Raw genomic sequence first — 24,275 nt, 5'->3', positions numbered from 1 at the left:
GCGCAAACAAGAGAAAGGCATCACATGGCATTCGTTTCACTCGCCATCATCGCGCTCGTGGCCTTTGCAAGCCCCTTCATCGCCTCGGCGATTCCCGGAAAGCCCGTTCCCGAAACGGTCTTTTTGCTCGTGTTCGGCGCAGTGCTGGGACCCCATATGCTCGGCGTCATCCATGTAGATGCCGAGGTCTCGCTCGTGTCAGAGCTCGGTCTGGCATTTTTGTTCCTGCTTGCCGGCTTTGAGATCGATCCCAAGAACATCACGGGCATCGAGGGCCGCTACGGTATGGCCACGTGGGCTGTCACATTTTGTATCGCCTGGCTTGCCGTGCGCTTTACCCCGTGGTTCTCGGTCAGCCATTTCGACGGTATCGCCGTGACGCTCGCCTTGACCTCGACGGCGCTTGGGGCGCTCATGCCCATCTTGCGCGAGCGGTTGCTTGCCGGAACGCGCGTCGGTGATTCGATTCTTGCCTATGGTACGTGGGGCGAGCTCGGCCCCGTGCTCGCCATGTCGGTACTGCTGTCTGCCCGTACGGGCATCGAGACGCTGCTGATCTTGGGCTTATTTGCCGCCGTGTGCGTGCTGCTTGCCGTGGTCCCCAGCCGCTCCAAACGCGTCGGCAGCCGCTTCTTTGCGTTTGTCGAGGAGCGCGCCGATACCACGTCGCAGACCTTCGTGCGCCTGACGGTGCTCATCCTGGTCACACTCGTGGCTTTCTCGGCCGTCTTTGATCTCGACATTGTGTTGGGTTCTTTTGCCGCCGGCTTTGTCTTGCGCTACATCATCCCCGAGGGCAACCATACGCTTGAGACCAAGCTCGACGGCCTGGCCTACGGCTTTTTGATCCCGGTGTTCTTTACCGTGTCGGGCGCTAAGATCGACCTGACGGCCGTGGTGTCGCGCCCCGGGCTGCTCGTGGGCTTTATCTTGGCGCTGCTGATCATTCGTGCCGTGCCCATTCTCATCTCTATGAGCATTTGTCCCGTGACGCGCGATGTGTCGGCGTATGGCCGCATTACCGTGGCGCTCTACTGCACCACGGCGCTGCCGATCATCGTTGCCGTAACGAGCTTGGCCGTCAACGCGGGCGCGCTGTCGCAAGATATTGCGTCGGTCATGGTTGCCGCCGGTGCCATCACAGTGTTCTTGATGCCATTGCTCGCGCAGCTCTTCTACCGCGTAGTCGACGCCGCGCCGGTCGCCGCCGTGGCAGAGGTTGCCGAGCATCCATCCGATGCACTTGACATCCTGCGCGCCCATCACGATTTGGCGAGCCTGCTCGCACGCGAGCACGAGCTGCTGACCTCGCATGGCCATGGTCGCGTATTCGAGGGCCTGCCTACGCTCGATACGATTGCCGAGCGTCTTTCCGCCGAGGCGGCGAGCGGCCACATCGATGCCCGCATCGTGGACGCGGCGCACCTACTTGCCGATAAGACCTATGGAGACGAGGTCGACCCGTCCGAGCTGACCCCACGCGAGCGCCGCCGTCTGGAGCGCGCCAAGCTCGCCGTGCGCGAATACCGCCGCCGCATGCTGGAGCTCTATGCAAGAGAAGAAGCCGAGGACGACGACGGCAGGTAGCCAACGCCGCCGCGGAAAATGCATCCCGGAATTGGCGTCCAGAGTGGGACGTGCTTTCCGCGAGAGGCCCGTTGCGGAAAGCGTGTCCCAGAATCCGCGCCCAGAATGGGACATAGTTTCCGAAAAAGGCCCTGAGGGAAGCTTCGCCCCGTTCTGAGCTGAAATACCGGGACGCAGCTTCCCCTGCAAACAGAAGAAGGCGCGCTGCCTGTGGTTGATGCAGGCAGCGCGCCTTTTGCGTTGAGCTTCGTTGAGGTTCGAAGTAGTGGACTAGTTGGCCATGACGCCTTCGGTCCAGGCCTCAACGTCCTCGATGCGCAGGACGTTGGCGACCTCGGCCACGCAGTCGACGCTGGCAAGCTCGGCGGCGGCAGCCTGGACGTCCTTCTCGAGCGCGCGGTGCGTCAGGAAGATGACCGAGCAGGCATCGCTGACGCCCGGCTTGCCGTCCTCGACCTGGTTGATGAGCGAGATCGAGATGTTGTGCTTGGCAAAGATGTCGACCGTCTCGGACAGGGCGCCCACGCGGTCGGCGACCTTCAGGCGCACATAGTACTTGGTCTGGAGCTCGTCCATAGGCTTAAAGGCGAGGTTGTGACCATAGGGCTCAATCTCGGGCAGCGGAGCCACGCCGCGGCTGATCTGCTCGGAGAGCGACAGGATATCGCCCACGACGGCGCTCGCGGTGGGGAAGGAGCCTGCGCCGGCACCGTAGAACATGGTTTCGCCCACGGCGTCGCCTACTACGTAGACGGCGTTCATGGCACCGTTGACCTTGGCGAGCATGTGGTCGGCGGGGATCAGCGTGGGATGCACGCGGACGTCGACGCCGGCGTCGGTGTTGCGGGCGATGCCGAGCAGCTTGATGGTGTAGCCGAGCTCGCGGGCCTGGGCGATGTCCTCGGCGCCGATGGTGCGGATACCCTGCTGGTACACATCGTCGGTGGTAACGCGGGTGCCAAAACCGATGGAAGCGAGGATCGCCGTCTTGCTGGCGGCATCGAAGCCGTCGACGTCGGCGGACGGGTCGGCCTCGGCATAGCCCTTGGCCTGTGCGTCGGCGAGCACATCGGCGTAATCGGCGCCTTCGGCATCCATGCGCGACAGGATATAGTTGGTGGTACCGTTGAGAATACCGGCGATGGTCAGGATCTTGTTGCCCACCAGGTCGTGCTCGAGCGTGCTCACGATGGGGATGCCGCCGCCGCAGCTGGCCTCGCACTTAATCTGCACGCCGCACGCGCGCGCCTTCTCGGCGAGCGTCTCGACATGGCGGCCCAGCAGGGCCTTGTTGGCAGAGACGACGTGCTTGCCGTTCTCGAAGGCAGTGGTGAAGATCTCGGTTGCGGGATGCTCGCCGCCGATCAGCTCGACGACGATGTCGACGGCGGGGTCGGCGACGACGTCATGCCAGTCACTCGTAAAGGCCTCGCGCTCAATACCGGCTGCTTCGGCCTGCTCCCAGGCAAGCGCGCAGGCGCGGGTCAGTTTAAGGTCGATGCCGTAGGCTGCCAGGTACTCATCGTGGTGGCTCTTGATCAGACGGGCCACGCCGCCGCCGACGGTTCCCAGACCGATCAGACCGACGTTCACGGTGCGCAGGGGTTCGCTCATAGATAGCTCCTTGGTGCATCTTATGGATGGATTAACCGCTTAAAGGTTGAGTGCATTCTAGCGTGAACCGAGAGCGCGTGCTCGCCAGGCAACAGGAGTCGCACAAAACGGCACCCCCGAAACGCTGCGGAAACATTGGAAACATGCTCGCTACAAACGGAACTCCGTAACAAACTGTCAACGTTTGCACCATAAGGTTTGCCCTGTACCGCAAGACGGCCGCACCGCGGCCAGCGAAAAGGGGGATACCATGTTTAGCATCAATAACGTACTTAACCGCAGGAGTTTCTTGGCTGGTTCCGCGGCGTTCGGTAGCACCGCGGCACTCGCTGGTTGCTCGTCGGGTGGCTCGGACGGCGGCTCCGCCGATGACGGCAAGACCTTCAAGATTGGTGTCATCGGCCCTCTGACCGGCGCCGCGGCAACCTATGGCGTTTCGGCCGAGAAGGGTGCCAAGCTCGCCGCCAAGGATTTTTCGACCAAGGACCTCAAACTCTCGCTTAAGTCCGAGGACGACGTCGCTGACGGCGAGAAGGCCATCAACGCCTTCAATACCCTGTGCGACTGGGGCATGCAGGCGCTCGTCGGCCCCGTCACGACCGGTGCTGCCGTCGCCGTCTCGGGCGAGATCGCCGACGATATGCTCATGGTCACGCCCTCGGCCTCGTCGCTCGACGTCACCAAGGACAAGACCACGGTTTTCCAGGTTTGCTTCACCGATCCCACCATGGGCGCCAGCGCCGCAAAGTTCTTGGCCGAGAAGTACGCGGATGCCAAGATCGCCCTGTTCTACAACTCCGGCGATACGTATAGCTCGGGCGTTGCCGACGCTTTTGCCGAGCAGGCCAAGGCGTCCAAGCTCGACATCGTCGATACCGAGACCTTTAAGGACGACTCTTCCACGAGCTTTACCAACCAGCTCACCAAGGCCAAGGAGTCCGGCGCCACGCTCATCTTTGCGCCGATCTACTACACGCCGGCGTCCGTTTTGCTCAAGAACGCCAAGGACATGGGCTACGACATGACCCTCATGGGTACCGACGGCATGGACGGCCTGCTCTCTGTGGAAGGCTTCGATACCTCTCTTGCCGAGGGCGTACTGCTCATGACCCCGTTTTCGGCTGACGATGAGAAGAATGCCGACTTCGTCAAGGCCTATAAGGATGCCTACGACGAGACGCCCAACCAGTTTGCCGCCGATGCCTATGACTGCGTCCACGCGATTGTCGAGGCCATCGATAAGGCAGACATTGACATTACGGCCGACGGCGCCGACATTGCCGGCGACCTTGCCAAGGCCATGCGCAAGATCAAGATCGAGGGCCTGACGGGCGAGTTGACGTGGAACGACAAGGGCCAGGTTGAAAAGCCCGCTACGGCCTATGTGATTCAGGACGGCAAGTACATCGCCGCCTAGGTGCGTACAAAACGCGACCGGTGAGGGTGTTTTAATCAGGGCAGGGGCGCTTGTAACAGAATGGAAATATTACTTTCACACAATAAAGTGGCTAAACTGCATAAATCGATAGAAATACGCATAATTATGGATAAATGGACAAAACAAAAGAAAAGTTGAAATAATCGTCACTTTTCTCAACTAAAGCGTCTACTATTTTGCGAACGCCGAACACGGCGAAGGATGGCCTGTCGGGTAACCGAAACCCGACGAGATTTGAGAGGAGAGCCGCATGTCGAGCCTCACCGGTAAGTCATTGAACCCTGTTATGAATCGCAGGAGCGTTATCGCGAGCGCAGCAGGTCTGGGGGCGATGTCCATTCTAGCTGGCTGCTCCTCCAACGGCGGCGACAGCGGTTCCGCGTCGGGCGACGCTTCGTTTAAGATCGGCACCATCGGCCCGCTGACCGGCGCCAACGCGTCCTACGGCAAGTCCGTTACCCAGGGTGTCGAGCTTGGCTGCAAGGATTTCTCGACCAAGGAGCTGCCGCTTGCTAGCAAGGCCGAGGATGACCAGGCCGATGGCGAGAAGGCCGTCAACGCCTTTAACACCCTGCTCGACTGGGGCATGCAGGCCCTCGTCGGCCCGACCACCACGGGTGCGTCGGTTGCCGTTGCCGCCGAGTGTGGTAACGACCCCAAGACGTTCATGATCACCCCGTCCGCGTCCTCCGAGGACGTCACCGACGGCAAGGATTGTGTCTTCCAGGTTTGCTTCACCGACCCCAACCAGGGTGTCAACGCTGCCAAGTTCCTGGCGCAGAAGTATGCGGACGAGAAGTTCGTGCTGTTCTATAACTCCGGCGACGCATATTCTTCGGGCATCGCAGATTCCTTTAAGGCCCAGGCCGCTGAGTCCAAGCTCGAGATTGTTGACGAGGAGACCTTTAAGGACGACTCCGCCACGAGCTTTACGAACCAGCTGACCAAGGCCAAGCAGGCCGGCGCCACCATGATCTTTGCGCCGATCTACTACACGCCGGCGTCCGTCCTGCTCAAGAACGCCAAGGACATGGGCTACGACGTCAAGATGATGGGCTGCGACGGCATGGACGGCATCCTGGGCGTTGAGGGCTTCGATACCTCTCTTGCCGAGGGTCTGCTGCTCATGACCCCGTTCTCCGCCGACGACGAGAAGAACGCCGACTTCGTCAACGCTTACAAGGATAAGTACGGCGATACCCCCGACCAGTTTGCCGCCGATGCCTACGATGGCGTGCACGCGGTGGCCGAGGCCCTCAAGGAGGCCGGTCTTGGCGTCGACGCCGATCCGACCGAGGCCGCCGAGAAGCTGTCCAAGGCTATGCTCAAGATTACCGTTGACGGTCTGACCGGCAAGCTCACCTGGAACGATAAGGGCCAGGTCCAGAAGGAGCCCACGGCTTACGTCATCACCGACGGCAAGTACGTACAGGCCTAATTGGCCGCCTTACATAGAGCGGTTTTGATCCCAAGCAGGGGAGGTTTTGGCCTTCCCTGCTTGCTTGGTATCTAGGGACGATGTAACGTCCCTGTTTCATACATCAACTGGAAACCTATTCGAAAGGGGGATGTGGAACATGACGGTCTTTATCCAATACCTGGTCAACGGCCTGTCCATGGGCAGCGTCTACGCCATCATCGCGTTGGGCTACACCATGGTCTACGGTATCGCCAAGATGCTCAACTTCGCTCACGGCGACGTCATCATGGTCGGTGCCTATGTCTCGTTCTGTGCCACGTCGTATCTCGGCCTCCCGGGCTGGGCATCTGTAGTTCTCTCTTGTGTGGTCTGCACGGTTCTCGGTGTTCTCATTGAGGGTCTGGCCTATAAGCCGCTGCGCCAAGCAGGCCCGCTGGCCGTTCTGATCACGGCTATCGGCGTGTCCTACTTCCTGCAGAACGCCGCGCAGCTTCTGTGGGGCGCCACGCCCAAGAACTTTACTTCGCTCGTCACCTTCCAGGTGCCGGAGTTCTTGGCCAAGTTCAACGTAAGCGCCGTCTCGCTCGTCACCATCGTCGCCTGCCTGGTTATCATGGCCGGCCTGATGTTCTTTACAGGTAAGACCAAGATGGGCAAAGCCATGCGCGCCGTGTCCGAGGACAAGGCCGCCGCTCAGCTCATGGGCATCAACGTCAACCGTACCATCTCGATGACGTTCGCCATCGGCTCTGCCCTTGCCGCCATCGCCGGTGTGCTCCTGTGCTCCTACTCGCCGGTGCTGCAGCCCACGACGGGTGCCATGCCTGGCATCAAAGCCTTCGACGCCGCCGTCTTCGGTGGCATCGGCTCCATCCCCGGCGCCTTTGTCGGTGGCATTCTCATCGGCATCATCGAGGCGATGGCACAGGCTTACATTTCCACGAGCCTTGCCAACTCCATCGTCTTTGGTGTTCTGATCATCGTCCTGCTCGTCAAGCCTGCCGGCCTCTTGGGCAAGTACGTCCCCGAGAAGGTGTAGGTGAGCGTTATGAAGTTTCTTAAAGACAAGCAGACGCGTCACGACTTTGTTACGTACGCCATGTGCATCGTGGCCTTCGCCATCGTGTTCTTTATGCAGTCGAACCACATGATTCCGCGCATGATCGCCGGTCAGCTGGTTCCCATCACGGCCTATATCGTCATGGCCATTTCCCTCAACCTCGTCGTCGGCATCGCGGGCGACCTGTCGCTGGGTCATGCGGGCTTTATGAGTGTCGGTGCCTACACGGGCATCGTCACCGCGGTCGCCCTCGAGAGCGCCGTTCCCTCCGATCCTGTGCGCCTTATCATCAGCATCGTGGTCGGCGCCATCGCTGCCGCCATCCTGGGCTTCTTGATCGGTATCCCGGTCCTGCGCCTGAGCGGCGACTATCTGGCCATCGTGACCCTGGCTTTTGGCGAGATCATCAAAGAGATCGTCACCTGCCTTATTGTGGGCGTCGACTCCCGCGGCCTGCACGTGATCTTTAACATCACGGGCAACTCTACGATCGACGACCTGCATCTGCTCGAGGACGGCACCGCCATCATCAAGGGCGCGCAGGGCGCATCGGGCGTGTCGACCTATTCGACCTTCCTCGCCGGTGCCATCCTGGTCATGGTCGCACTCGTGATCGTGCTCAACCTGGTTCGCAGCCGTACCGGCCGTGCCATTATGGCCGTGCGCGATAACAAGATTGCAGCCGAGTCCGTAGGCATCTCCGTCACCGAGTACCGCATGATTGCCTTCGTGGTTTCCGCTGCCCTCGCCGGCGCTGCCGGAGCCCTCTTCGGCGGTAACTTCTCGCAGCTTTCCGCCACCAAGTTCGACTTCAACACGTCCATCCTCATCCTGGTATTCGTGGTCCTGGGCGGTCTGGGCAATATGCGCGGCTCCGTCATCGCGGCGGCGTTGCTCACGGTGCTCCCCGAGCTGCTCCGTCAGTTCTCGGACTACCGCATGCTCATCTACGCCATCGTGCTGATCCTGGTCATGATCTTTACCAACAACCCGCAGCTCAAGGCGTTCTTCGGTCGCGTCAAGGACCGCTTTGCTTCCAAGAAGGAGGTGGCAGCCGATGCCCAGTAAGTTTGAGTTCAACAAGGGCAAGATGGTCCCGTATCCTTCTGGCGCCATCGTTCCCGACCGCGACCTGGGCGAGCGCCCGGCACTCGAGTGCATCCACCTGGGCATTGAGTTCGGTGGCCTTAAGGCAGTCGACGACTTTAGCCTGACTATCGGCAAGACCGAGATCGCCGGTCTCATCGGCCCCAACGGTGCCGGTAAGACCACGGTCTTCAACCTGCTCACCAAGGTGTATCAGCCCACGCACGGCACCATCCTGCTCGACGGCGAGGACACCTCTGGCAAGTCGGTCTATCAGGTCAACCGTATGGGCATCGCCCGTACCTTCCAGAACATTCGCCTGTTCAACACCATGACGGTGGAGGACAACGTTAAGGTCGGCCTGCACAACCAGGAGCGCTACTCCGGCTTTGAGGGCGTGCTGCGCCTGCCGACGTATTGGAAGCACGAGAAGGCCGCCCACGAGCGTGCCATGGAGCTGCTGTCCATTTTTGACATGGAGCACCTGGCAAATGAACAGGCCGGATCGCTGCCTTACGGCGCTCAGCGTCGTCTGGAGATCGTCCGCGCGCTTGCCACCAACCCCAAGCTGCTGCTGCTCGACGAGCCTGCCGCCGGCATGAATCCGTCCGAGACCGCGGAACTCATGGAGAACATCGTTAAGATTCGCGACACCTTCGGCATTGCCATCATGCTTATCGAGCATGATATGTCGCTCGTTATGAACATCTGCGAGGGCATCTGCGTGCTCAACTTTGGTAAGGTCATCGCCAAGGGCACGGCAGAGGAAATCCAGAACAACGACGCTGTTATTGAGGCATATCTGGGCAAGCAGGATAAGGGGGAGAACTAAATGGCAGAGCTGATGCTTTCCGTCTACAACATCAACGTCTGGTACGGCGCCATCCACGCCATTAAGGACATCTCCTTTAACGTTAACGAGGGCGAGATCGTGGCCTTGATTGGTGCCAACGGTGCCGGCAAGTCCACAACGCTCAAGACCGTCTCGGGCCTGCTGCGTTCCAAGACCGGTTCCATCAAGTTTATGGGCGAGGACATTACTCATACGCCCGCTGATAAGCTGGTTGGTAAGGGCCTGGCTCAGGTTCCCGAGGGTCGTCGCGCCTTTTTGCAGATGACGGTCGAGGAGAACCTGGAGATGGGTGCCTATACGCAGCCCAAGTCCACGGTGGCTCCGGGCTTGGAGCGCGTCTACGAGCAGTTCCCGCGCCTGAAGGAACGTCGTCGCCAGGTCGCCGGCACCCTTTCAGGCGGCGAGCAGCAGATGCTCGTTATGGGGCGCGCCCTTATGAGTAACCCCAAACTGCTCATGCTCGACGAGCCTTCCATGGGTCTGGCACCGATTCTGATCGAACAGATCTTCCAGATTGTCGAGGACTTGCACAAGGCCGGTACCACGGTGCTTCTGGTCGAGCAAAACGCGCAGATGGCGCTTTCCATCGCCACACGCGGTTACGTGCTCGAGACCGGCAAGATCACCATGACCGGCACTGGTCAAGAGCTGCTGCACGACGACAACGTCCGCAAAGCTTACTTGGGCGGTTAGGCGGTTCCGCCGTTCTACCGAACGGCGGACCAGTCGACGCTGCGCGGGCACCAGAGCGACAGCTTGTCATTCAAAGAGGGCGGCATGACCAGAAGGTCTATGCCGCCCTCTTTTCATGCCAATCTGTTCGCTCTGGTGCCCGCTCGCTGTCCGTCCTCTGCCTGCGGCGTTGGAGGTAGTCGTTGGGGACGTTTTCCTTCGTCCCCACCAAATCATTTTGCTCTGTCATGCGGGTTGGTTTTTAAAGTGCGACAATGCCGTGTGGAAATAGAAATGTCATCTGGGGGTCTATCTATGGTGTACGAGTTTTGTGCCGAGAACTTTGAGCGGGTGCCGGCGGCTATCGATGCCGGTGCAAGGCGTATCGAGCTGTGCGACAACCTTGCCGTTGGTGGCACCACGCCTTCGGCCGGCGTTATCAGCGCTACGACCAACTATGTCCACGAGCACGATGCACGGGTGATGTGCATGATTCGCCCGCGTGGCGGCGACTTTCACTACGACCAGGACGAGCTGCGCATGATGGAGATGGACCTGGGCCTTGCTGTGAGCGCCGGCGTTGACGGCCTGGTCTTTGGCTGCTGCAAGCCCTGTGCCAGCGGCTGGGCGCTCGACGATCTTACGCTGGGCGCTCTCGTGATGGCTGCGGGCTGCGCGACCGAGGAGTGCAAGCGTGAGCCCATCGACATCACCTTCCACATGGCATTTGACCAGCTCTCGCCCGAGGCTCAGCTCGATGCGATTGATACGCTTGCCGACTGCGGCGTTACGCGCATCCTCACGCATGGCGGCGCTGCCGGCACGTCGATCGAGGATAATTTCGATCACCTGGCTCGTTTAATCGAGTATGCGGGCGATCGTTTGACCATCCTTCCCGGCGGCGGCATTACTACGGCAAATCGCGACGCGGTCGCGGCGGCGCTAGGCGTCTCCGAGCTCCATGGCACCAAGATCGTGCCGCTGGAGGTATAACCCGTGGCGCTGGTATTTGACGTTCAGCAGGCGAGCGGCAAGCCCGACGATAATCGTCGCCTTGGCACCGCGTGCCCTTTTTGCGACACGGAGGGGCTCGCCAACATCATCCAGCGCGATGGTGACTGCATCTGGCTCGAGAATAAGTTCAAGACCTTGCGGGCCACCCGTCAGACCGTATTGATCGAGTCGGCCAATCACGACGCCGACCTGGTGACCTATGAACCGGATGAGCTGCATCATGTGATGCGGTTTGCCCTGGGCTGCTGGCAGCAGATGATCGATTCCCAACAGTACCGCAGTGTGCTCATGTACAAGAACAAAGGCCCGCTTTCGGGCGGCAGCCTCGTCCATCCACACATGCAGATTGTGGGCTTGGAACAGGAGGACGGCTATGCGGCGCTGACCTCAGCCAACTTTGAAGGCATCGATGTTTGGCGACACGGGAGGGTCGCGGTCAACATCTCAACCGAGCCGATCATGGGATTCTTTGAGGTCAACGTCTCGGCTCCACAGGGAATCGCCGCCAGCGACGACGCCCGCGACCAAGCCGAAGCGGGCCTGTTTGCCGATGCGATCCAGGTAGCTCTGTGCTATATCCTGCACGAGCACCACGGCGGTCGTGCGGAGTCGTACAACTTGTTCTTCTACCACATGGACGGCCGGACCATTGCCAAGGCGCTGCCACGTTGGGTGGTTTCGCCCTACTTTGTGGGCTATCGTTTGGCCCAGGTCAATGCCGAGACAACGCTCGATGTCGATGCCGAGCGCCTACGCGCGCATCTGGAAACGCTCGCGTAGCAAGGCGAGTGCCTGCGAAAAGCGTGCTGCCTAGCTTGCCATCGCGTCGCGGCCGGCCTTGACCCGCTTGCGCTGTTTGGCGCGCTCCTCGCCGGTCAGGCGCTCAAAGAGATGTCCGATAATCGAGGCCAGCACCTGTTGAAACAGCGTACCGCACATGACGGGGAATACGACCTCGCCGGGAAAGTACTGTGTGGCGATGACGGCGCCCGAAGAGATGTTACGCATGCCGCAGGTAAAGCACATGGTGGTCGTCTCGCTATACGGCAGATGCAGGGCACGTGCGACCAGGATGCCGATGATAAAGCCACTGATGGCGAACGAAAGGATAAAGAGGGCGACTTCCAGGCGCACCGCGTTCATGTGCAGCACGTACTCGCTCATGGCGGTGGAGTTGGACGCGATGACCCCCATCATCATGAACTTGCAGGCGGGCGAGAGCGCGGGGGAGAGTTTCTCATGACCCCAGCCGCGCGTGAGTTCATTGATCACGATGCCGAGCACGGCGGGGATGGCGATCATAAAGGCCATGTCCTGCATCATGCTCGGCACATCGATCGAGACGGTGGCGCCCAGCAAGAGCTTGAGCGTAAGAGGAATCGTCACAGGTGAGATGACCGAGGACGTCAGGATGATGGTGAGCGCGAGCGGGCCGTTGCCGCCGAACATGCTAATCCACATAAAGGCAGTGACTGCCACAGGTACGCTGTACTCGAGCACGATACCGCAGACAAGGTTGGGATTGGAGCCAAAGAATAACGATCCCATGGCATAGGCTGCGATAGGGATAAGCACCGCCGAGACGAGCAACGCCAAGACCAGGTGCAGCGGACGGCGGAACACCTCGGTTACCTGGTGGAAGGTGTTGCTGAGCGCACCCTGAAACGTCATAAAGGCAAACAGGGCGGGAACGATAGGCTTGAGTACGCCAATCTGCTGGGGAAAGAGCACACCGAGCGCCACGCAAATCGGAACGATGACCTGCATGTATCCCGCGAGAAATTTGCCCAGTCCAACCCATTGCTTCATATGCGCTTGCGACTCCCTTTGCTCGTGAATCCGTTTTGAATGGATATGCTAGACGCTCGCATGCGTCCGTGCGTCAGAAACGCTCGAATATTTCGAGGCTATTACCGGCATCGTTTACCGAAACCGCGGCGTGCTGCGGCGATTTGCGTCCGTGCTGCACGGTATAATAAATCCGTTCAACAGATCTGCCTGCCGAAGCGGGCATACACAGAGGACTCATCGCTATGAACCGTGAGAGGTATCGCGGCGACCTGCCCCTATCGGGGGTGGGCGCCTATGTCATCGCTTAAGACGACGCATCGCTGGGCGGTCGCTCAGCAAAACCCCGAGCTCGAAAAGGAGCTTTCGGTTGGCCTGGGCATTCCCGGGCTGGTGGCGCGCATTATGGTTGCGCACGGCATTACATCCATCGAGGAAGGCCAGCTGTTTTTGACGCCTTCGCTCGATCGCGACTGGGCCGACCCACTCATTATCCCAGGCATGTCGGTCGTTGCCGACCGCGTCGAGCATGCTATTCGCAACCACGAGCATATCGCGGTCTTTGGCGATTTTGACGTTGACGGTATTACGTCGACCTGCCTGTTGACCGAGGCGCTGCGCACGTTTGGCGCCGATGTTACGCCGTTTATTCCACATCGCTTTGACGAGGGCTACGGTCTTTCGCGCGCGGCGCTCGACCGCGTTAACGAGCTCGCTCGTCCCCAGCTGATCGTGACCGTCGATAACGGCATTGCCGCCAAAGAAGAGGTTTCCTATCTGGAGAGCCTGGGGATCGATTTGGTGGTCACGGACCATCACGAGCCCTCCGATCAGGTGCCGCAGGGCGTGCCCCTGACCGACCCTAAACTCGAGGATAAGGGCCCCTCGCGTGAACTTGCCGGTGCCGGTGTGGCGCTCAAGCTGGTGCAGGTTTTGGGCGAGCGTCTGGGCAAGCCGTCGTATTGGCGTTCGCTGATTGAGGTCGCGGCACTGGGTACCGTGTCCGACATGATGCCGCTCACGCCCGAGAATCGCGCACTGGTCGCCGAGGGCATCCAGCAGATGCGCGTGACGGCTCGTCCCGGTTACATCGCGCTTGCAGCGCTCGCCAAGGCCGATCTGGCTACCATTACGGCGGACGGTCTATCGTTCTCGCTCATTCCCCGCTTAAACGCCGCCGGCCGCATGGCCGATCCCAAGCTGGCGCTCGACCTGCTGCTTGCCCGCGATCCTATCGAAGCAAGTGCACTGGCGGCCGAGCTCGAGGAGATCAACCGTCAGCGTCGCGAGATTGAGGCGGAGCTCACGCGTGATGCCATGGCAAAGGTCGAGGAGACCTATGATGGCGGTCGCGCAATCGTCGTGGGTGGCGAGGGCTGGCACGAGGGCGTTAAAGGCATCGTGGCGAGCCGCCTTACCAACCGATATCACGTGCCGGCGTTGCTCTTCTCTATCGAGGACGGTATAGCACGTGGCTCGGGCCGCTCGGTGGGCAAGGTCAACCTGTTCGAAGCCGTCGAGCGCTGTTCCGACCTGCTGATTCGCCGCGGCGGGCATGCCGGTGCGGTGGGCGTGACCATCGAGGCGTCCAAGCTCGACGAGTTCCGTCGTCGCCTTTCCGCCGTGTTGTCCGAGCTTCCCGCCGAGGACTTTGAGGACACCGATGAGGTTGCCGCCACGGTCGACCTTTCCGAATTGAATATCGAGACCATCGAGCAGATTTCTCGCCTTGAGCCGTTTGGCCAGGGTAATAAGGTGCCGCTGTTGGCTGCCGAGGGCGTGACGATGTGCGATCGCGCCGTGGTGGGCAAGACCGGCGAGCATATGCGCTTCGTGGCGACGGATGGCGCCACGAGTGTGCCGGCCATCATGTTTCGTGTGCCGCAGATCGATAGGCTTATCAATTGCGATAGCGCCGTCGATTTGGTGTTCGAGGCCGTGGCCGAGCATTGGCAGGGACGTGTGAAGCCCAAGCTCATGATCAAAGATGTCTTGGTGCGCGATACCACGGCACCCAATATCGACGATCCGGCATGTGAGCTTCGCCGCGGCGTACAACCGGCGGATTCTGGCCTGCGCCTGGAGTCGCGTAAACGCGAGACGCTTGCCCAACTTTCCTATACCGAGCTCACGCGCTCGCTCATTCACAGCTTTATCGGATCGAACCAGCCGCACCGCGCGCAGGTCGAGGCGCTCGATGCCCTGGCCGATCACCAAAGTGTTCTGGCCGTTATGGGAACGGGGCGCGGCAAGTCTCTTATCTTCCATGTGCATGCCGCGCGCGAGGCGGTTCTTCGCGGGCGTGCGAGTATCTTTGTCTATCCGCTGCGCGCGCTCGTTGCCGACCAGGCCTATCACCTTTCCTCGACGATGGCCGCGCTCGGCATTGGCGTTGGCGTGCTGACCGGCGAGACCGTGGAGGCGGCGCGCGATGACGTGTTTGCCGGCCTGGCTTCGGGCCGCACCGGCATTGTTCTCACGACGCCTGAGTTCCTGTCTATCCATCGCGATCGCTTTGCACGTTCTGGACGCATCGGCTTTGTCGTTATCGACGAGGCGCACCATGCCGGTCTTGCCAAAGGCGGCGACCGGAGCGCATACCTCGACATGCCCGATATCCTCAAAGCCCTGGGCGACCCCGTTGTCATGGCGGCAACGGCTACCGCGACGGCCCCGGTCGTGGCGGAGCTTGCTCGTGTATTGCCGATTACCAGGACGGTGGTCGACGAGACCGTTCGCGAGAACCTGCAACTCGAGGACGACCGTGACCTTGCGAGCCGCGAAAATCGCCTGGTGTCGATCGTGGCGACGGGGGAGAAGACCGTTATCTACGTGAACTCGCGCGACCAGTCCGTGGCGCTTGCCAAGACGTTGCGCAAACGCGTTCCCGACTGTGCGACCCATATCGCGTTCTATAACGCCGGGCTTGCGCGCTCCGATCGCCGCCGTGTTGAGGAAGCCTTTAGAGACGGAAGTCTCAGCTGCATCGTTTCAACTTCGGCCTTCGGTGAGGGCGTCAACCTGCCCGATATCCGTCATGTCGTGCTCTACCACATGCCGTTTGGCGCCATCGAGTTCAACCAGATGAGCGGACGTGCCGGCCGCGATGGCCAGCCCGCCGTGATCCATCTGCTCTATTCGTCGCGCGACGCCCGCATTAACGAGCGCCTGCTCGACTGCTATGCGCCCGAGCGCGACGAGCTCGTCACGCTCTATCGCGCGCTGCAGACCATGTGGCGCTCCAACCGCGGCAAAACCGGGGACGATTCCTTTAGTGCGAGCGATATCGACATCGCGCAGATGTGCCTTGCCATCGATGCTCGCACGCCGGTCGACGAGCGTTCGGTGGAAAGCGGCCTGGGAATCTTCGAAGAGCTTGGTTTCTGTCGAGTTTCGGGGTTTGACGACACTCGTCGCATCGCGATGGCCGAAAACCCCGGCCGCGTGCAATTGAGCAGGTCAATTCGCTATTTGGAGGGCTTGCGCTCGCGCATGGAGTTTTCGGCTTTCCGGAGCTGGGCGCTCGATTCGTGCGCTTCTGATATGCTAGCCAAAGTTAACCGCCCGATCGTACCGCGGGCCTAGGGGAAGGGGACCTCGATGGATGCCGCAGCCCGTACCGCCCATGATTCCACCCTCCAGCCGTTTTCGGAGATGGAGCACTATAAGCATGCCGATGAGCTGCCGCCCGAGATTATGGCGGACAGCTACGACAAGCTGGAGCGCCTGTGCCTCAAATATATGAATGAGGACGACTTTTCTAAGGTTGAGCAGGCCTACTGCTTTGCCGCCGAGAAGCACTGCAACCAAAAGCGCCGCTCGGGCGAGATGTACATTAACCATCCCGTCGAGGTTGCCATCATTTTGGCCGATCTCAAGATGGACTGCGATGTGGTGTGCGCCGCGCTGCTGCACGATACTGTCGAGGATACCGAGACCTCGCTCACCGATGTTTCCGGCCTGTTTGGCGATACGGTGGCCGAGCTCGTCGATGGCGTGACCAAGCTCACCAACATCGAAGTCGACAGCATGGACGAGAAGCAGGCGCTCACGCTGCGCAAGATGTTCCTCGCCATGTCCAAGGACATCCGCGTCATCATCGTTAAACTTGCCGATCGTCTGCACAACATGCGAACGCTGGCAGCCCTGCGCGAGGATCGTCGCCTGTTTAAGGCTCGCGAGACCATGGACGTGTACGCGCCCTTGGCCGACCGCCTGGGCATGAGCTCTATTAAGTGGGAGCTCGAGGACCTGTCCTTCTTCTACCTGGAGCCCGATGCCTACCAGCGCATCGCGCGTATGGTAGCTGAGTCGCGCGAGGTCCGCGAACGCTACCTTGCCGAGACCATCAAGACGCTTACCGATGAGCTCAACCGCATTGGTCTGGAGGACTTCCAGATCAACGGCCGCTCCAAGCACTATTGGTCCATCTACCAAAAGATGAAGCGCAAGGGCAAGGAGTTCTCCGAGATCTACGACCTGGTGGCGCTGCGTGTAATTACCCATTCGGTGCGCGATTGCTACTCCACGCTCGGTGCGGTGCATACGCTGTGGCACCCCATGCCTGGTCGCTTTAAAGACTATATCGCCATGCCTAAGGTCAATAACTACCAGTCGCTCCACACGACGGTCATCGGCCCTACGGCTCGTCCGCTCGAGATTCAGATTCGAACCTACGAGATGCATGAGCAGGCCGAGTACGGCATTGCCGCCCACTGGCTATATAAGAAGTCGGGCGGATCGTCTGCTTCCAAGACCAATGACGCTCAACGTTTGGACGACCAGATCAACTGGCTCAAGCATTCGCTCGATTGGGCGGCTTCCGACGAGATCACCGATGCCAAGGAATACCTGCACTCGCTGAAGGTCGATCTGTTCGATCAGGAGATCTTTGTCTTCACGCCCAAAGGCGAGGTCATGGCGCTTCGTGCCGGCTCCACGCCGCTCGACTTTGCCTATGCCGTTCACACCGAGGTGGGAAACCACTGCGTCGGCGCCAAAATCAACGGTGCGGTGGCTCCGCTCACGCACGAGATCAAGACGGGCGACCGCGTTGAAATCCTGACTAACAAGAGTTCCAAGCCGTCGCGCGATTGGCTCAAGATCGTTAAGACACCTTCCGCCAAGTCAAAGATCCGCCGCTATTTTGCCGCCGCGACCAAGGACGACGACGCTGCCGCCGGTCGCGATATGCTGGCCAAGGACCTGCGTAAGCGTGGCTATGGCATTTCTACGCCGCGTTCGACGCGTGCACTCAACGCCGTGGCGGAGCAGTTTAACTTCAAGCAGCTCGAGGACCTGTTTGCCGCCGTCGGCGCCGGCAAGGTTGCCCCGCGCGCTGTGGGCAATAAGGTCGAGCAAATCTTGGACCCCAAGCCCGAGGAACAGCTCACCAAGGCCGAGGCTATCGCCGAGGTCGTGAAGCAGCCCGCTCGCGGCTCCAACCGCAAGCCGCAAAAGCGCGGCAAGAGCGCCAGTAACGGCATTATCGTCAAGGGCGAGAGCAACAGCGGCCTGCTGGTCCGTCTGGCTCATTGCTGCAACCCCGTGACGGGCGACGACATCGTCGGCTTCATCACGCGCGGTCGCGGCGTTTCGGTGCATCGCGCCAACTGCCCTAACGTCAAGGGTCTCATGGAACATCCCGAGCGCATGATCGATGTGGAGTGGGACGGCGCTGCCGACACCCTCTTCCAGGTCGAGATCGTGGTCGAGTGCCTGGACCGCATGGGCCTGCTCAAGGATGTCACCATTGCCATTGGCGATGCGGGCGGTAATATCCTTTCTGCCGCCACGTCGACCAACCGCGAGGGTATTGCAACCCTGCGCTTTATGGTCGAGATCTCGGACGCGAGCGGTCTGGATCCGCTGCTGGCTTCCATCAGCAGTGTCGATTCGGTCTACGACGCTCGCCGTCTTATGCCCGGCGAAGGCGGAGCTCAGCTCAAGCGCCGTGTGTAGGTGCGAGAGCCTCTCAGCATCATAGATATTGGTTACGTTCGAGGCATCGTTTGGTGCCTCGAACGTATTTTAGAAGGAGGGTATGCGCATGGGCGATATGACTTTGGACCTGACACCCCGAGGTGCAGCTTCGATTGAGGCACTCGTCAACGGCCCGATTCAGACCAACAGTTACGCCGTGATTTCGAATGACGAGTGCTTAATCGTCGATCCGGCGTGGGAGGGCGAGCGTCTTGTGGAGCATATCCGCACCGCGCATCCCGAAGTTCGCGTACTCGGCTCTGTCTGCACGCACGGTCATGCCGACCATGTTGGCGGGGTCGCCGGGGTTCGAGCTGTCGTTGGCGACAGCGCACTATATGAGTTGTGCGCTAAGGACGTGACGGTGCCTCGCGCAAATATCGAGGAGCAGCGCGCCATGTGGGGTATTGAGACGCCCGATCCGGGCGAGCCGACGCGGCTGCTTGCCGAGGGCGATACGATTGAATTGGGCGATATCTGCCTGCAGGTGATCGAGACGCCGGGGCATACGCCGGGCGGCATCGTCCTGTTCGCCGCGACCGAGCAGGGGAACATCGCCTTTGTGGGCGACACGCTTTTCCCGGGCAGCCACGGTCGTACCGATCTTTCTGGCGGTGACGAGGCGGCGATTATGCGCTCGCTCTCCAAACTTGCCAAGACGCTTCCGCCCGATACCGTTTGCTTGACGGGCCATGGCGATTCGACCACGATGGCGCGCGAACTTATGCAGAATCCGTTTATGCAGATGTAGGCTCGAAGCCGTCTTTCGAATCACGAAGACCGCTCAATCGTCAAGCTATTTTCCCCAGTGGGTCGATTCTGTGGGGCAAACGGTCAAAATTTGTCCAATCGGATGGTATTCGTGAACAAACGAACGTTTATGCTCGGGTATGTCGTGGTAAAATCTCAGGCGTTATCGGAGCAACCTTACAGGAGGTTTCTTTTATGCTCGTCAACGCAGCAGACATGCTCAAGAAGGCCGAGGCCGGCAAGTACGCTCTCGGTGCCTTCAACACCAACAACCTCGAGTGGACCCTGGCTATTCTCCAGGCCGCCGAGGAGGCCAAGTCTCCGCTGATCCTTCAGTGCACCGCTGGTGCCGCTAAGTGGATGGGCGGTTTCAAGGTCTGCGCCGACATGGTCAAGGCTGCCGTCGAGGCCACGGGCGTTACCGTTCCCGTCGCCCTTCACCTCGATCACGGTTCTTACGAGGACTGCTTCAAGTGCATCGAGGCTGGCTTCACGTCCATCATGTATGACGGCTCTCACGAGGAGACCTTCCAGCTTAACCTCGACCGCACCAAGGAGCTCGTTGAGCTTGCCCACTCCAAGGGCATGTCCATCGAGGCCGAGGTCGGCGGCATCGGCGGCACCGAGGACGGCGTGACCTCCAGCGGCGAGCTCGCTGATCCTGCTGAGTGCAAGCAGATTGCTGACCTGGGCGTCGACTTCCTCGCCTGCGGTATCGGCAACATCCACGGCGTGTACCCTGCCGACTGGGCTGGCCTTTCCTTCGAGCGCCTGGGCGAGATTAAGGCTCAGACCGGCGACCTGCCCCTCGTCCTGCACGGTGGCACCGGCATCCCCGAGGATCAGATCAAGAAGGCCATCTCCCTGGGTATCTCCAAGATCAACGTCAACACCGATCTGCAGCTCGTCTTCGCCAAGGGCGTTCGCGAGTATATCGAGGCTGGCAAGGATCAGCAGGGCAAGGGCTTTGACCCCCGCAAGCTCCTCAAGCCTGGTCGCGAGAACATCGTTGCCCGCACCAAGGAGCTCATGGAGGAGTTTGGCTCCGTCAACAAGGCGTAAGCGTCGCTAAACTTCCCGCCGGAAGCCCCGTCTCCCTACACTGTTTCCTTTGCGCTCACCTGGCTTCGCCAGAAGTCGCGCCAAGGAAACAGTTCCGGGGGACGGGGCTTCCTTCGTTTAACGCCGCAGGGTTACGAGTCTGAATTAAGGTGGCTACTGGCTTCGCTAGAAGTCGCGCGACGGAATCAACTCCGGGGAAACGGGGCCTCCTTCGTTAACTCGCTACAGGGTTACTGGGCTGAATTCATTTTTTCTAGGTACCGTTTATCGGTGTTGAGGGTTCCTTTATTGGGGCTTTCTTTTTTATCTCGCTACAATGGGCTTCAAGAGTTCTAATGACTTGGAGTTTGGTATGGCTGTTATTAATGTGCTGCCTTCGGATGGGAAGGTTATTGACGAGGGTCCAGTTGGTTGCTCTGCTGATGTTCGCTGTGATGACTTTCGTCATCTCGATGTTGGACTGCCGCCCGAGATTTTTCGTCTTAAGGATGCCGGGTATTTGACGCAGGCTGTTGCTGCCTGCGATCGCCTTTTGGAGCAGAACCCCGAGCCTTCGCTGGCTGCTTGTGTTCGTGCCGAGCGGTATCGCATGCTCGAGACGCCGCTTCATTTTTCGGTGTCGCGCGATCAGGCTATTACGATGATTCGCGAGGAGTGGCCTGAGTTTACCGAGGAGCAGTTTGACGATCTGATTGACCGTAAGCGTATTGACTGGCGCTTTATCGATGGCGAGCTGTTCGTTCTCGACAACTTCCTCGATTCGCTTCGCGTATATCCCAAAGAGGTCCCCGGCATGCGTCCCGATCCTACGGACGGAATTGCACTGCGCAACGAGATGCTCAAGGAGATGGAGTCGCAAAACGGATTGGCTCGCGTCATTACGCTTAAAGCGTCTGTGTCTGTCCCCGGCGCTCTAGAGGGGGAGACCGTTCGCGCTTGGCTTCCCGTTGCCGCCACCTGCCGCCAGCAGTCTCGGGTCGACATTCTCGACATGACGCCGGAGGGTGCTGTTGCTCCCGCGAACGCTTCGGCGCGTACCGTCTCGTGGTCTTCTTCGAGTGAGCGCTCATTCTCGGCGACCTATCGCTATCACATCGATGCTGCTTATTGTGATGTCTACGGTGGCACACTTCCGGTTCATCCGCGTATGGACGCGCCTCTGCCCGAGGATATTTCCGAGGACCGTCCGCACATTGCATTCACGCCGTATCTGCTGCAGCTGACGGCCGGTGTTGTTGACGGACTCGAGGATCCGCTCGATCGCGCCCGTGCTATCTATGATTACCTGACGCAGCATATCGACTATCGCTATCAGCCGCCGTACTTGCTTTTGGGATCTATTGTCGATGACTGCGCGCATTCGCTCCGCGGCGATTGCGGCGTTATGGCGCTCACGTTTATCACCATGTGCCGTATCGCGGGCGTGCCTGCCCGTTGGCAGAGCGGCCTGTACGTTGCGCCCGATTCGGTGGGGTCGCACGACTGGGCAGAGTTCTATACGCCGCAGACCGGTTGGCTCAACGCCGACGTGTCATTTGGATCTTCTGCTCGCAGGATGGGGGAGGAGTGGCGCCGCCGTCACTACTTTGGCAATCTCGACCCGTGGCGTATGGTGGCCAACAATCGATTCCAGGCAGAGTTTGAGCCCTCTTTCGACGGCATGCGCGAGGACCCTTACGATAACCAGATGGGTGAGGCTTCGGTCGACGGTCGCGGATGCCGTCGGCGCGAGATGCTCCGCACGGTCGAACTCATCGAAATGCTCGAAGTTCCATTTTCGGACTAATCGGTAGAAAGCTGTGATAAACTAACTCACGCATTGCGTGCCCGAGTGGCGGAATTGGCAGACGCAGTGGACTCAAAATCCACCGTTGGCAACAACGTGCGAGTTCGAGTCTCGCCTCGGGCACCATACATGCAAGTGAGCGTTCAAGGGGGTTGCGGCCCCCTTTTTCGTGCCGAACTCGCGTGAGCGCGCGAAGCGTTAAGCAAACAGGCCTGTGGCCTGTTTGTAGCGGAGCGTGGCGAGGGCGCCACGCGCCCGAAGCCCGGGGCTTCGCGAAGCGAAGGCCCTTCGAGTCTCGCCTCGAGCACCATACATGCAAGCGAGTGTTCAAGGGGGTCAAGGTCCCTTTTTCGTGTACGTAATGTGATAACGCGCTGTACGTGTTATTATTCGCAAGGCGTTGTTCCCACAATGCCCTAAAGAGGAACCTGAGGGTTCCCACCTTTTGGCGCCAATGAGCAGCTGGCTGGTCATACAACTTAGATTCCCTTCCTCAAATCGAGGAAGTCTATGTGTACGACCTGGTTGCTGAGAAGCGCCGGGTTATTTTTTTATGAATGGAGGTAGGGAAAATAGCTAAGTCTGATGACACCCGCATCAACGACGAGATCACTGCATCTTCGTGTCGTTTGATTGGCGTCGATGGCTCTCAGCTCGGCCTGTTCGCCATCCGCGATGCCCAGCGCGTCGCCGACGATCAGGGTCTCGACCTGGTCGAGATCGCTCCCAACGCGGAGCCGCCGGTCTGCAAGGTCATGGACTACGGTAAGTTCAAGTACCAGCAGGCCATGAAGGCCAAGGCTGCTCGTAAGAACCAGTCCAAGGTCGAGGTCAAGGAAATGAAGTTCCGACCCAAGATCGACGTTGGCGACTACGAGACCAAGAAGGGCCACGTTCTGCGTTTCCTCAAGAAGGGAGCACGCGTTAAGATCACCATCATGTTCCGCGGCCGTGAGATGGCTCACCCGGAGCAGGGCCTTAACGTTCTCGAGCGTCTCGCCGAGGATCTCAAGCCTTACGCTACGGTCGAGTCCAAGCCTAAGATGGAAGGCCGTAACATGCTTATGCTGCTCGCCCCGATTAAGGGCGCCTTCGATGAGGATAAAGCGGCAAGCGATAGCAAGTAACTAGTGTTCTGTAACCGATTAAGGAGTATTTCATGCCTAAGATGAAGTCCCACAGCGGCACCAAGAAGCGTTTCCGCAAGACTGGTACCGGCAAGCTTATGCGCGCCAAGGCTTTCAAGAGCCACATCCTGAGCAAGAAGTCCACCAAGCGTAAGCGTGGCTTCCGTCAGGAGACCGAGATCGCCGCTGCCGACCGCAAGGTCATCAAGTCGCGTCTCGCCTAAGTTCGCGTTCCCGTTTTTCGTTTTACCGTCTAGGAGTTGATAGAACATGGCACGTATTAAGCGCGCTGTTGCCGCCAAGAAGAAGCGCCGTACCGTTATGCACCGTGCGAAGGGTTACTACGGTGCCGCTTCGCGTACTTACAAGCATGCTAAAGAGCAGGTCCAGCACTCCCTGCAGTATCAGTATCGTGATCGCCGCAACAAGAAGCGCGAGATCCGTTCTCTCTGGATCACTCGTATCAACGCTGCTGCTCGCCTGAACGATATTTCTTACTCTCAGTTCATGCACGGCCTGAAGGTTGCCGGCATCGAGCTCGACCGCAAGGTCCTGGCTCAGATGGCTTACGAGGACATCGAGTCCTTCAACGAGCTGGCTACCATCGCCAAGAAGGCTCTCGAGGCCTAATAGATTCTCTTGAATCGCTAGGGGAGTGTCGCGTTGTGCGCGGCGCTCCCTCTTTTTATCTGAAGCGCGGTTTACATTGCTAAAAGCGCGGGTAGATAGACACTTACAGGTGACCGATCTCTATATATTCCTGAACCAAAGGGTCATCATCTGATACGTGCGGAAGATCCGCACCAGTCTTTCTATTAGCTATAGAAAGCGATATGTTGTGTAGGACTTGTGAAGAGTGGAATTGACGTCCCACAGGGCTTCGCGGTCTGGCAATATATCTCCTTGCCGCGCGGCCCGGTCGGACCGGATCAGCCGCAGAGCGTGCACCTTGAGAACCGGATACTGCGAGGATGGACACTCACTTCAGTGTCGCATCCGGGCAGACATCGAACCATTTGAAATGGTCTAACTTGGA

General features: G+C 59.6%; 19 protein-coding genes and 1 tRNA gene. 18 read left to right on the top strand and 2 right to left on the bottom strand.

From position 1 onward, the window contains the following. The first annotated feature begins 24 nt into the window (after positions 1-24). A complete protein-coding gene (locus tag DW754_RS04565) occupies positions 25-1,587 on the top strand; it encodes a cation:proton antiporter (protein ID WP_117758804.1) in 1,563 nt (520 codons plus the stop codon). Positions 1,588-1,857: 270 nt separating this feature from the next. Here DW754_RS04565 and DW754_RS04560 read toward each other — a convergent pair whose 3' ends face one another. Further along, entirely contained in the window at positions 1,858-3,201 is a 1,344-nt protein-coding gene (locus tag DW754_RS04560) for a homoserine dehydrogenase (RefSeq protein WP_117758805.1), read from the bottom strand. 250 nt (positions 3,202-3,451) lie between these two features. Between DW754_RS04560 and DW754_RS04555 the strand changes: the two genes are divergently transcribed. The 8 genes from DW754_RS04555 (at position 3,452) to DW754_RS04520 (ending at position 11,524) form a co-directional block, all read left to right on the top strand. Next, positions 3,452-4,618 carry an ABC transporter substrate-binding protein gene (locus tag DW754_RS04555; protein ID WP_117758806.1) on the top strand — a complete coding sequence of 389 codons (1,167 nt, stop codon included), beginning with the start codon at positions 3,452-3,454 and terminating at the stop codon, positions 4,616-4,618. A gap of 271 nt (positions 4,619-4,889) precedes the next feature. Next, the gene (locus tag DW754_RS04550) at positions 4,890-6,077 is read left to right on the top strand and encodes an ABC transporter substrate-binding protein (protein WP_117758807.1); all 1,188 of its coding nucleotides are present in this window, start codon (positions 4,890-4,892) and stop codon (positions 6,075-6,077) included. Positions 6,078-6,216: 139 nt separating this feature from the next. Continuing rightward, positions 6,217-7,098: a branched-chain amino acid ABC transporter permease gene (locus tag DW754_RS04545; protein ID WP_099432746.1), complete on the top strand. Its 882-nt coding sequence runs from the start codon at positions 6,217-6,219 to the stop codon at positions 7,096-7,098. Between the two features lie 9 nt (positions 7,099-7,107). Continuing rightward, complete coding sequence (locus DW754_RS04540; RefSeq protein ID WP_117758808.1) at positions 7,108-8,187, top strand: branched-chain amino acid ABC transporter permease; 1,080 nt, start codon at positions 7,108-7,110, stop codon at positions 8,185-8,187. After that, positions 8,177-9,037, top strand: coding sequence for an ABC transporter ATP-binding protein (locus DW754_RS04535; protein ID WP_055287178.1), 861 nt, complete (start codon positions 8,177-8,179; stop codon positions 9,035-9,037). Before DW754_RS04540 ends, DW754_RS04535 begins: the two co-directional genes overlap by 11 nt. Continuing rightward, a complete protein-coding gene (locus DW754_RS04530; RefSeq protein ID WP_199411351.1) occupies positions 9,038-9,751 on the top strand; it encodes an ABC transporter ATP-binding protein in 714 nt (237 codons plus the stop codon). It abuts the gene before it with no gap. Between the two features lie 294 nt (positions 9,752-10,045). Continuing rightward, entirely contained in the window at positions 10,046-10,723 is a 678-nt protein-coding gene (locus DW754_RS04525; protein ID WP_117758809.1) for a copper homeostasis protein CutC, read from the top strand. 3 nt (positions 10,724-10,726) lie between these two features. Beyond that, complete coding sequence (locus DW754_RS04520; protein ID WP_117758810.1) at positions 10,727-11,524, top strand: DUF4931 domain-containing protein; 798 nt, start codon at positions 10,727-10,729, stop codon at positions 11,522-11,524. A 30-nt stretch (positions 11,525-11,554) separates the two neighbouring features. On the opposite strand, the gene DW754_RS04515 is transcribed toward DW754_RS04520, so the two are convergent. Then, positions 11,555-12,553 carry a bile acid:sodium symporter family protein gene (locus DW754_RS04515; protein ID WP_117758811.1) on the bottom strand — a complete coding sequence of 333 codons (999 nt, stop codon included), beginning with the start codon at positions 12,551-12,553 and terminating at the stop codon, positions 11,555-11,557. A gap of 276 nt (positions 12,554-12,829) precedes the next feature. On the opposite strand from DW754_RS04515, the gene recJ reads away from it, so the two are divergent. From recJ to rplT, 9 genes are all read left to right on the top strand, one after another. After that, positions 12,830-16,117: a single-stranded-DNA-specific exonuclease RecJ gene (recJ, locus tag DW754_RS04510; protein ID WP_117758812.1), complete on the top strand. Its 3,288-nt coding sequence runs from the start codon at positions 12,830-12,832 to the stop codon at positions 16,115-16,117. A gap of 15 nt (positions 16,118-16,132) precedes the next feature. Continuing rightward, a complete protein-coding gene (locus DW754_RS04505) occupies positions 16,133-18,493 on the top strand; it encodes a bifunctional (p)ppGpp synthetase/guanosine-3',5'-bis(diphosphate) 3'-pyrophosphohydrolase (RefSeq protein WP_117758813.1) in 2,361 nt (786 codons plus the stop codon). An 88-nt stretch (positions 18,494-18,581) separates the two neighbouring features. Beyond that, complete coding sequence (locus DW754_RS04500; RefSeq protein WP_117758818.1) at positions 18,582-19,265, top strand: MBL fold metallo-hydrolase; 684 nt, start codon at positions 18,582-18,584, stop codon at positions 19,263-19,265. A gap of 194 nt (positions 19,266-19,459) precedes the next feature. Next, entirely contained in the window at positions 19,460-20,326 is an 867-nt protein-coding gene (gene fba, locus DW754_RS04495) for a class II fructose-1,6-bisphosphate aldolase (protein WP_117758814.1), read from the top strand. Between the two features lie 352 nt (positions 20,327-20,678). Beyond that, positions 20,679-22,112: a transglutaminase-like domain-containing protein gene (locus tag DW754_RS04490; RefSeq protein ID WP_117758815.1), complete on the top strand. Its 1,434-nt coding sequence runs from the start codon at positions 20,679-20,681 to the stop codon at positions 22,110-22,112. A gap of 39 nt (positions 22,113-22,151) precedes the next feature. Further along, positions 22,152-22,238, top strand: a tRNA-Leu gene (locus DW754_RS04485). Positions 22,239-22,669: 431 nt separating this feature from the next. Next, complete coding sequence (gene infC / locus DW754_RS04480) at positions 22,670-23,239, top strand: translation initiation factor IF-3 (protein ID WP_089573296.1); 570 nt, start codon at positions 22,670-22,672, stop codon at positions 23,237-23,239. 32 nt (positions 23,240-23,271) lie between these two features. Then, positions 23,272-23,463: a 50S ribosomal protein L35 gene (gene rpmI, locus DW754_RS04475; protein ID WP_006234422.1), complete on the top strand. Its 192-nt coding sequence runs from the start codon at positions 23,272-23,274 to the stop codon at positions 23,461-23,463. A gap of 46 nt (positions 23,464-23,509) precedes the next feature. Beyond that, positions 23,510-23,869, top strand: coding sequence for a 50S ribosomal protein L20 (gene rplT, locus DW754_RS04470; protein WP_006234421.1), 360 nt, complete (start codon positions 23,510-23,512; stop codon positions 23,867-23,869). The last annotated feature ends 406 nt before the right edge of the window (positions 23,870-24,275 follow it).

It is taken from the genome of Collinsella sp. AM29-10AC, assembly GCF_003469085.1.
Lineage (GTDB): Bacteria > Actinomycetota > Coriobacteriia > Coriobacteriales > Coriobacteriaceae > Collinsella.
The sequence above is the reverse complement of the archived record's forward strand: the minus strand, read 5'-3'. Positions and strand labels throughout refer to the sequence as shown.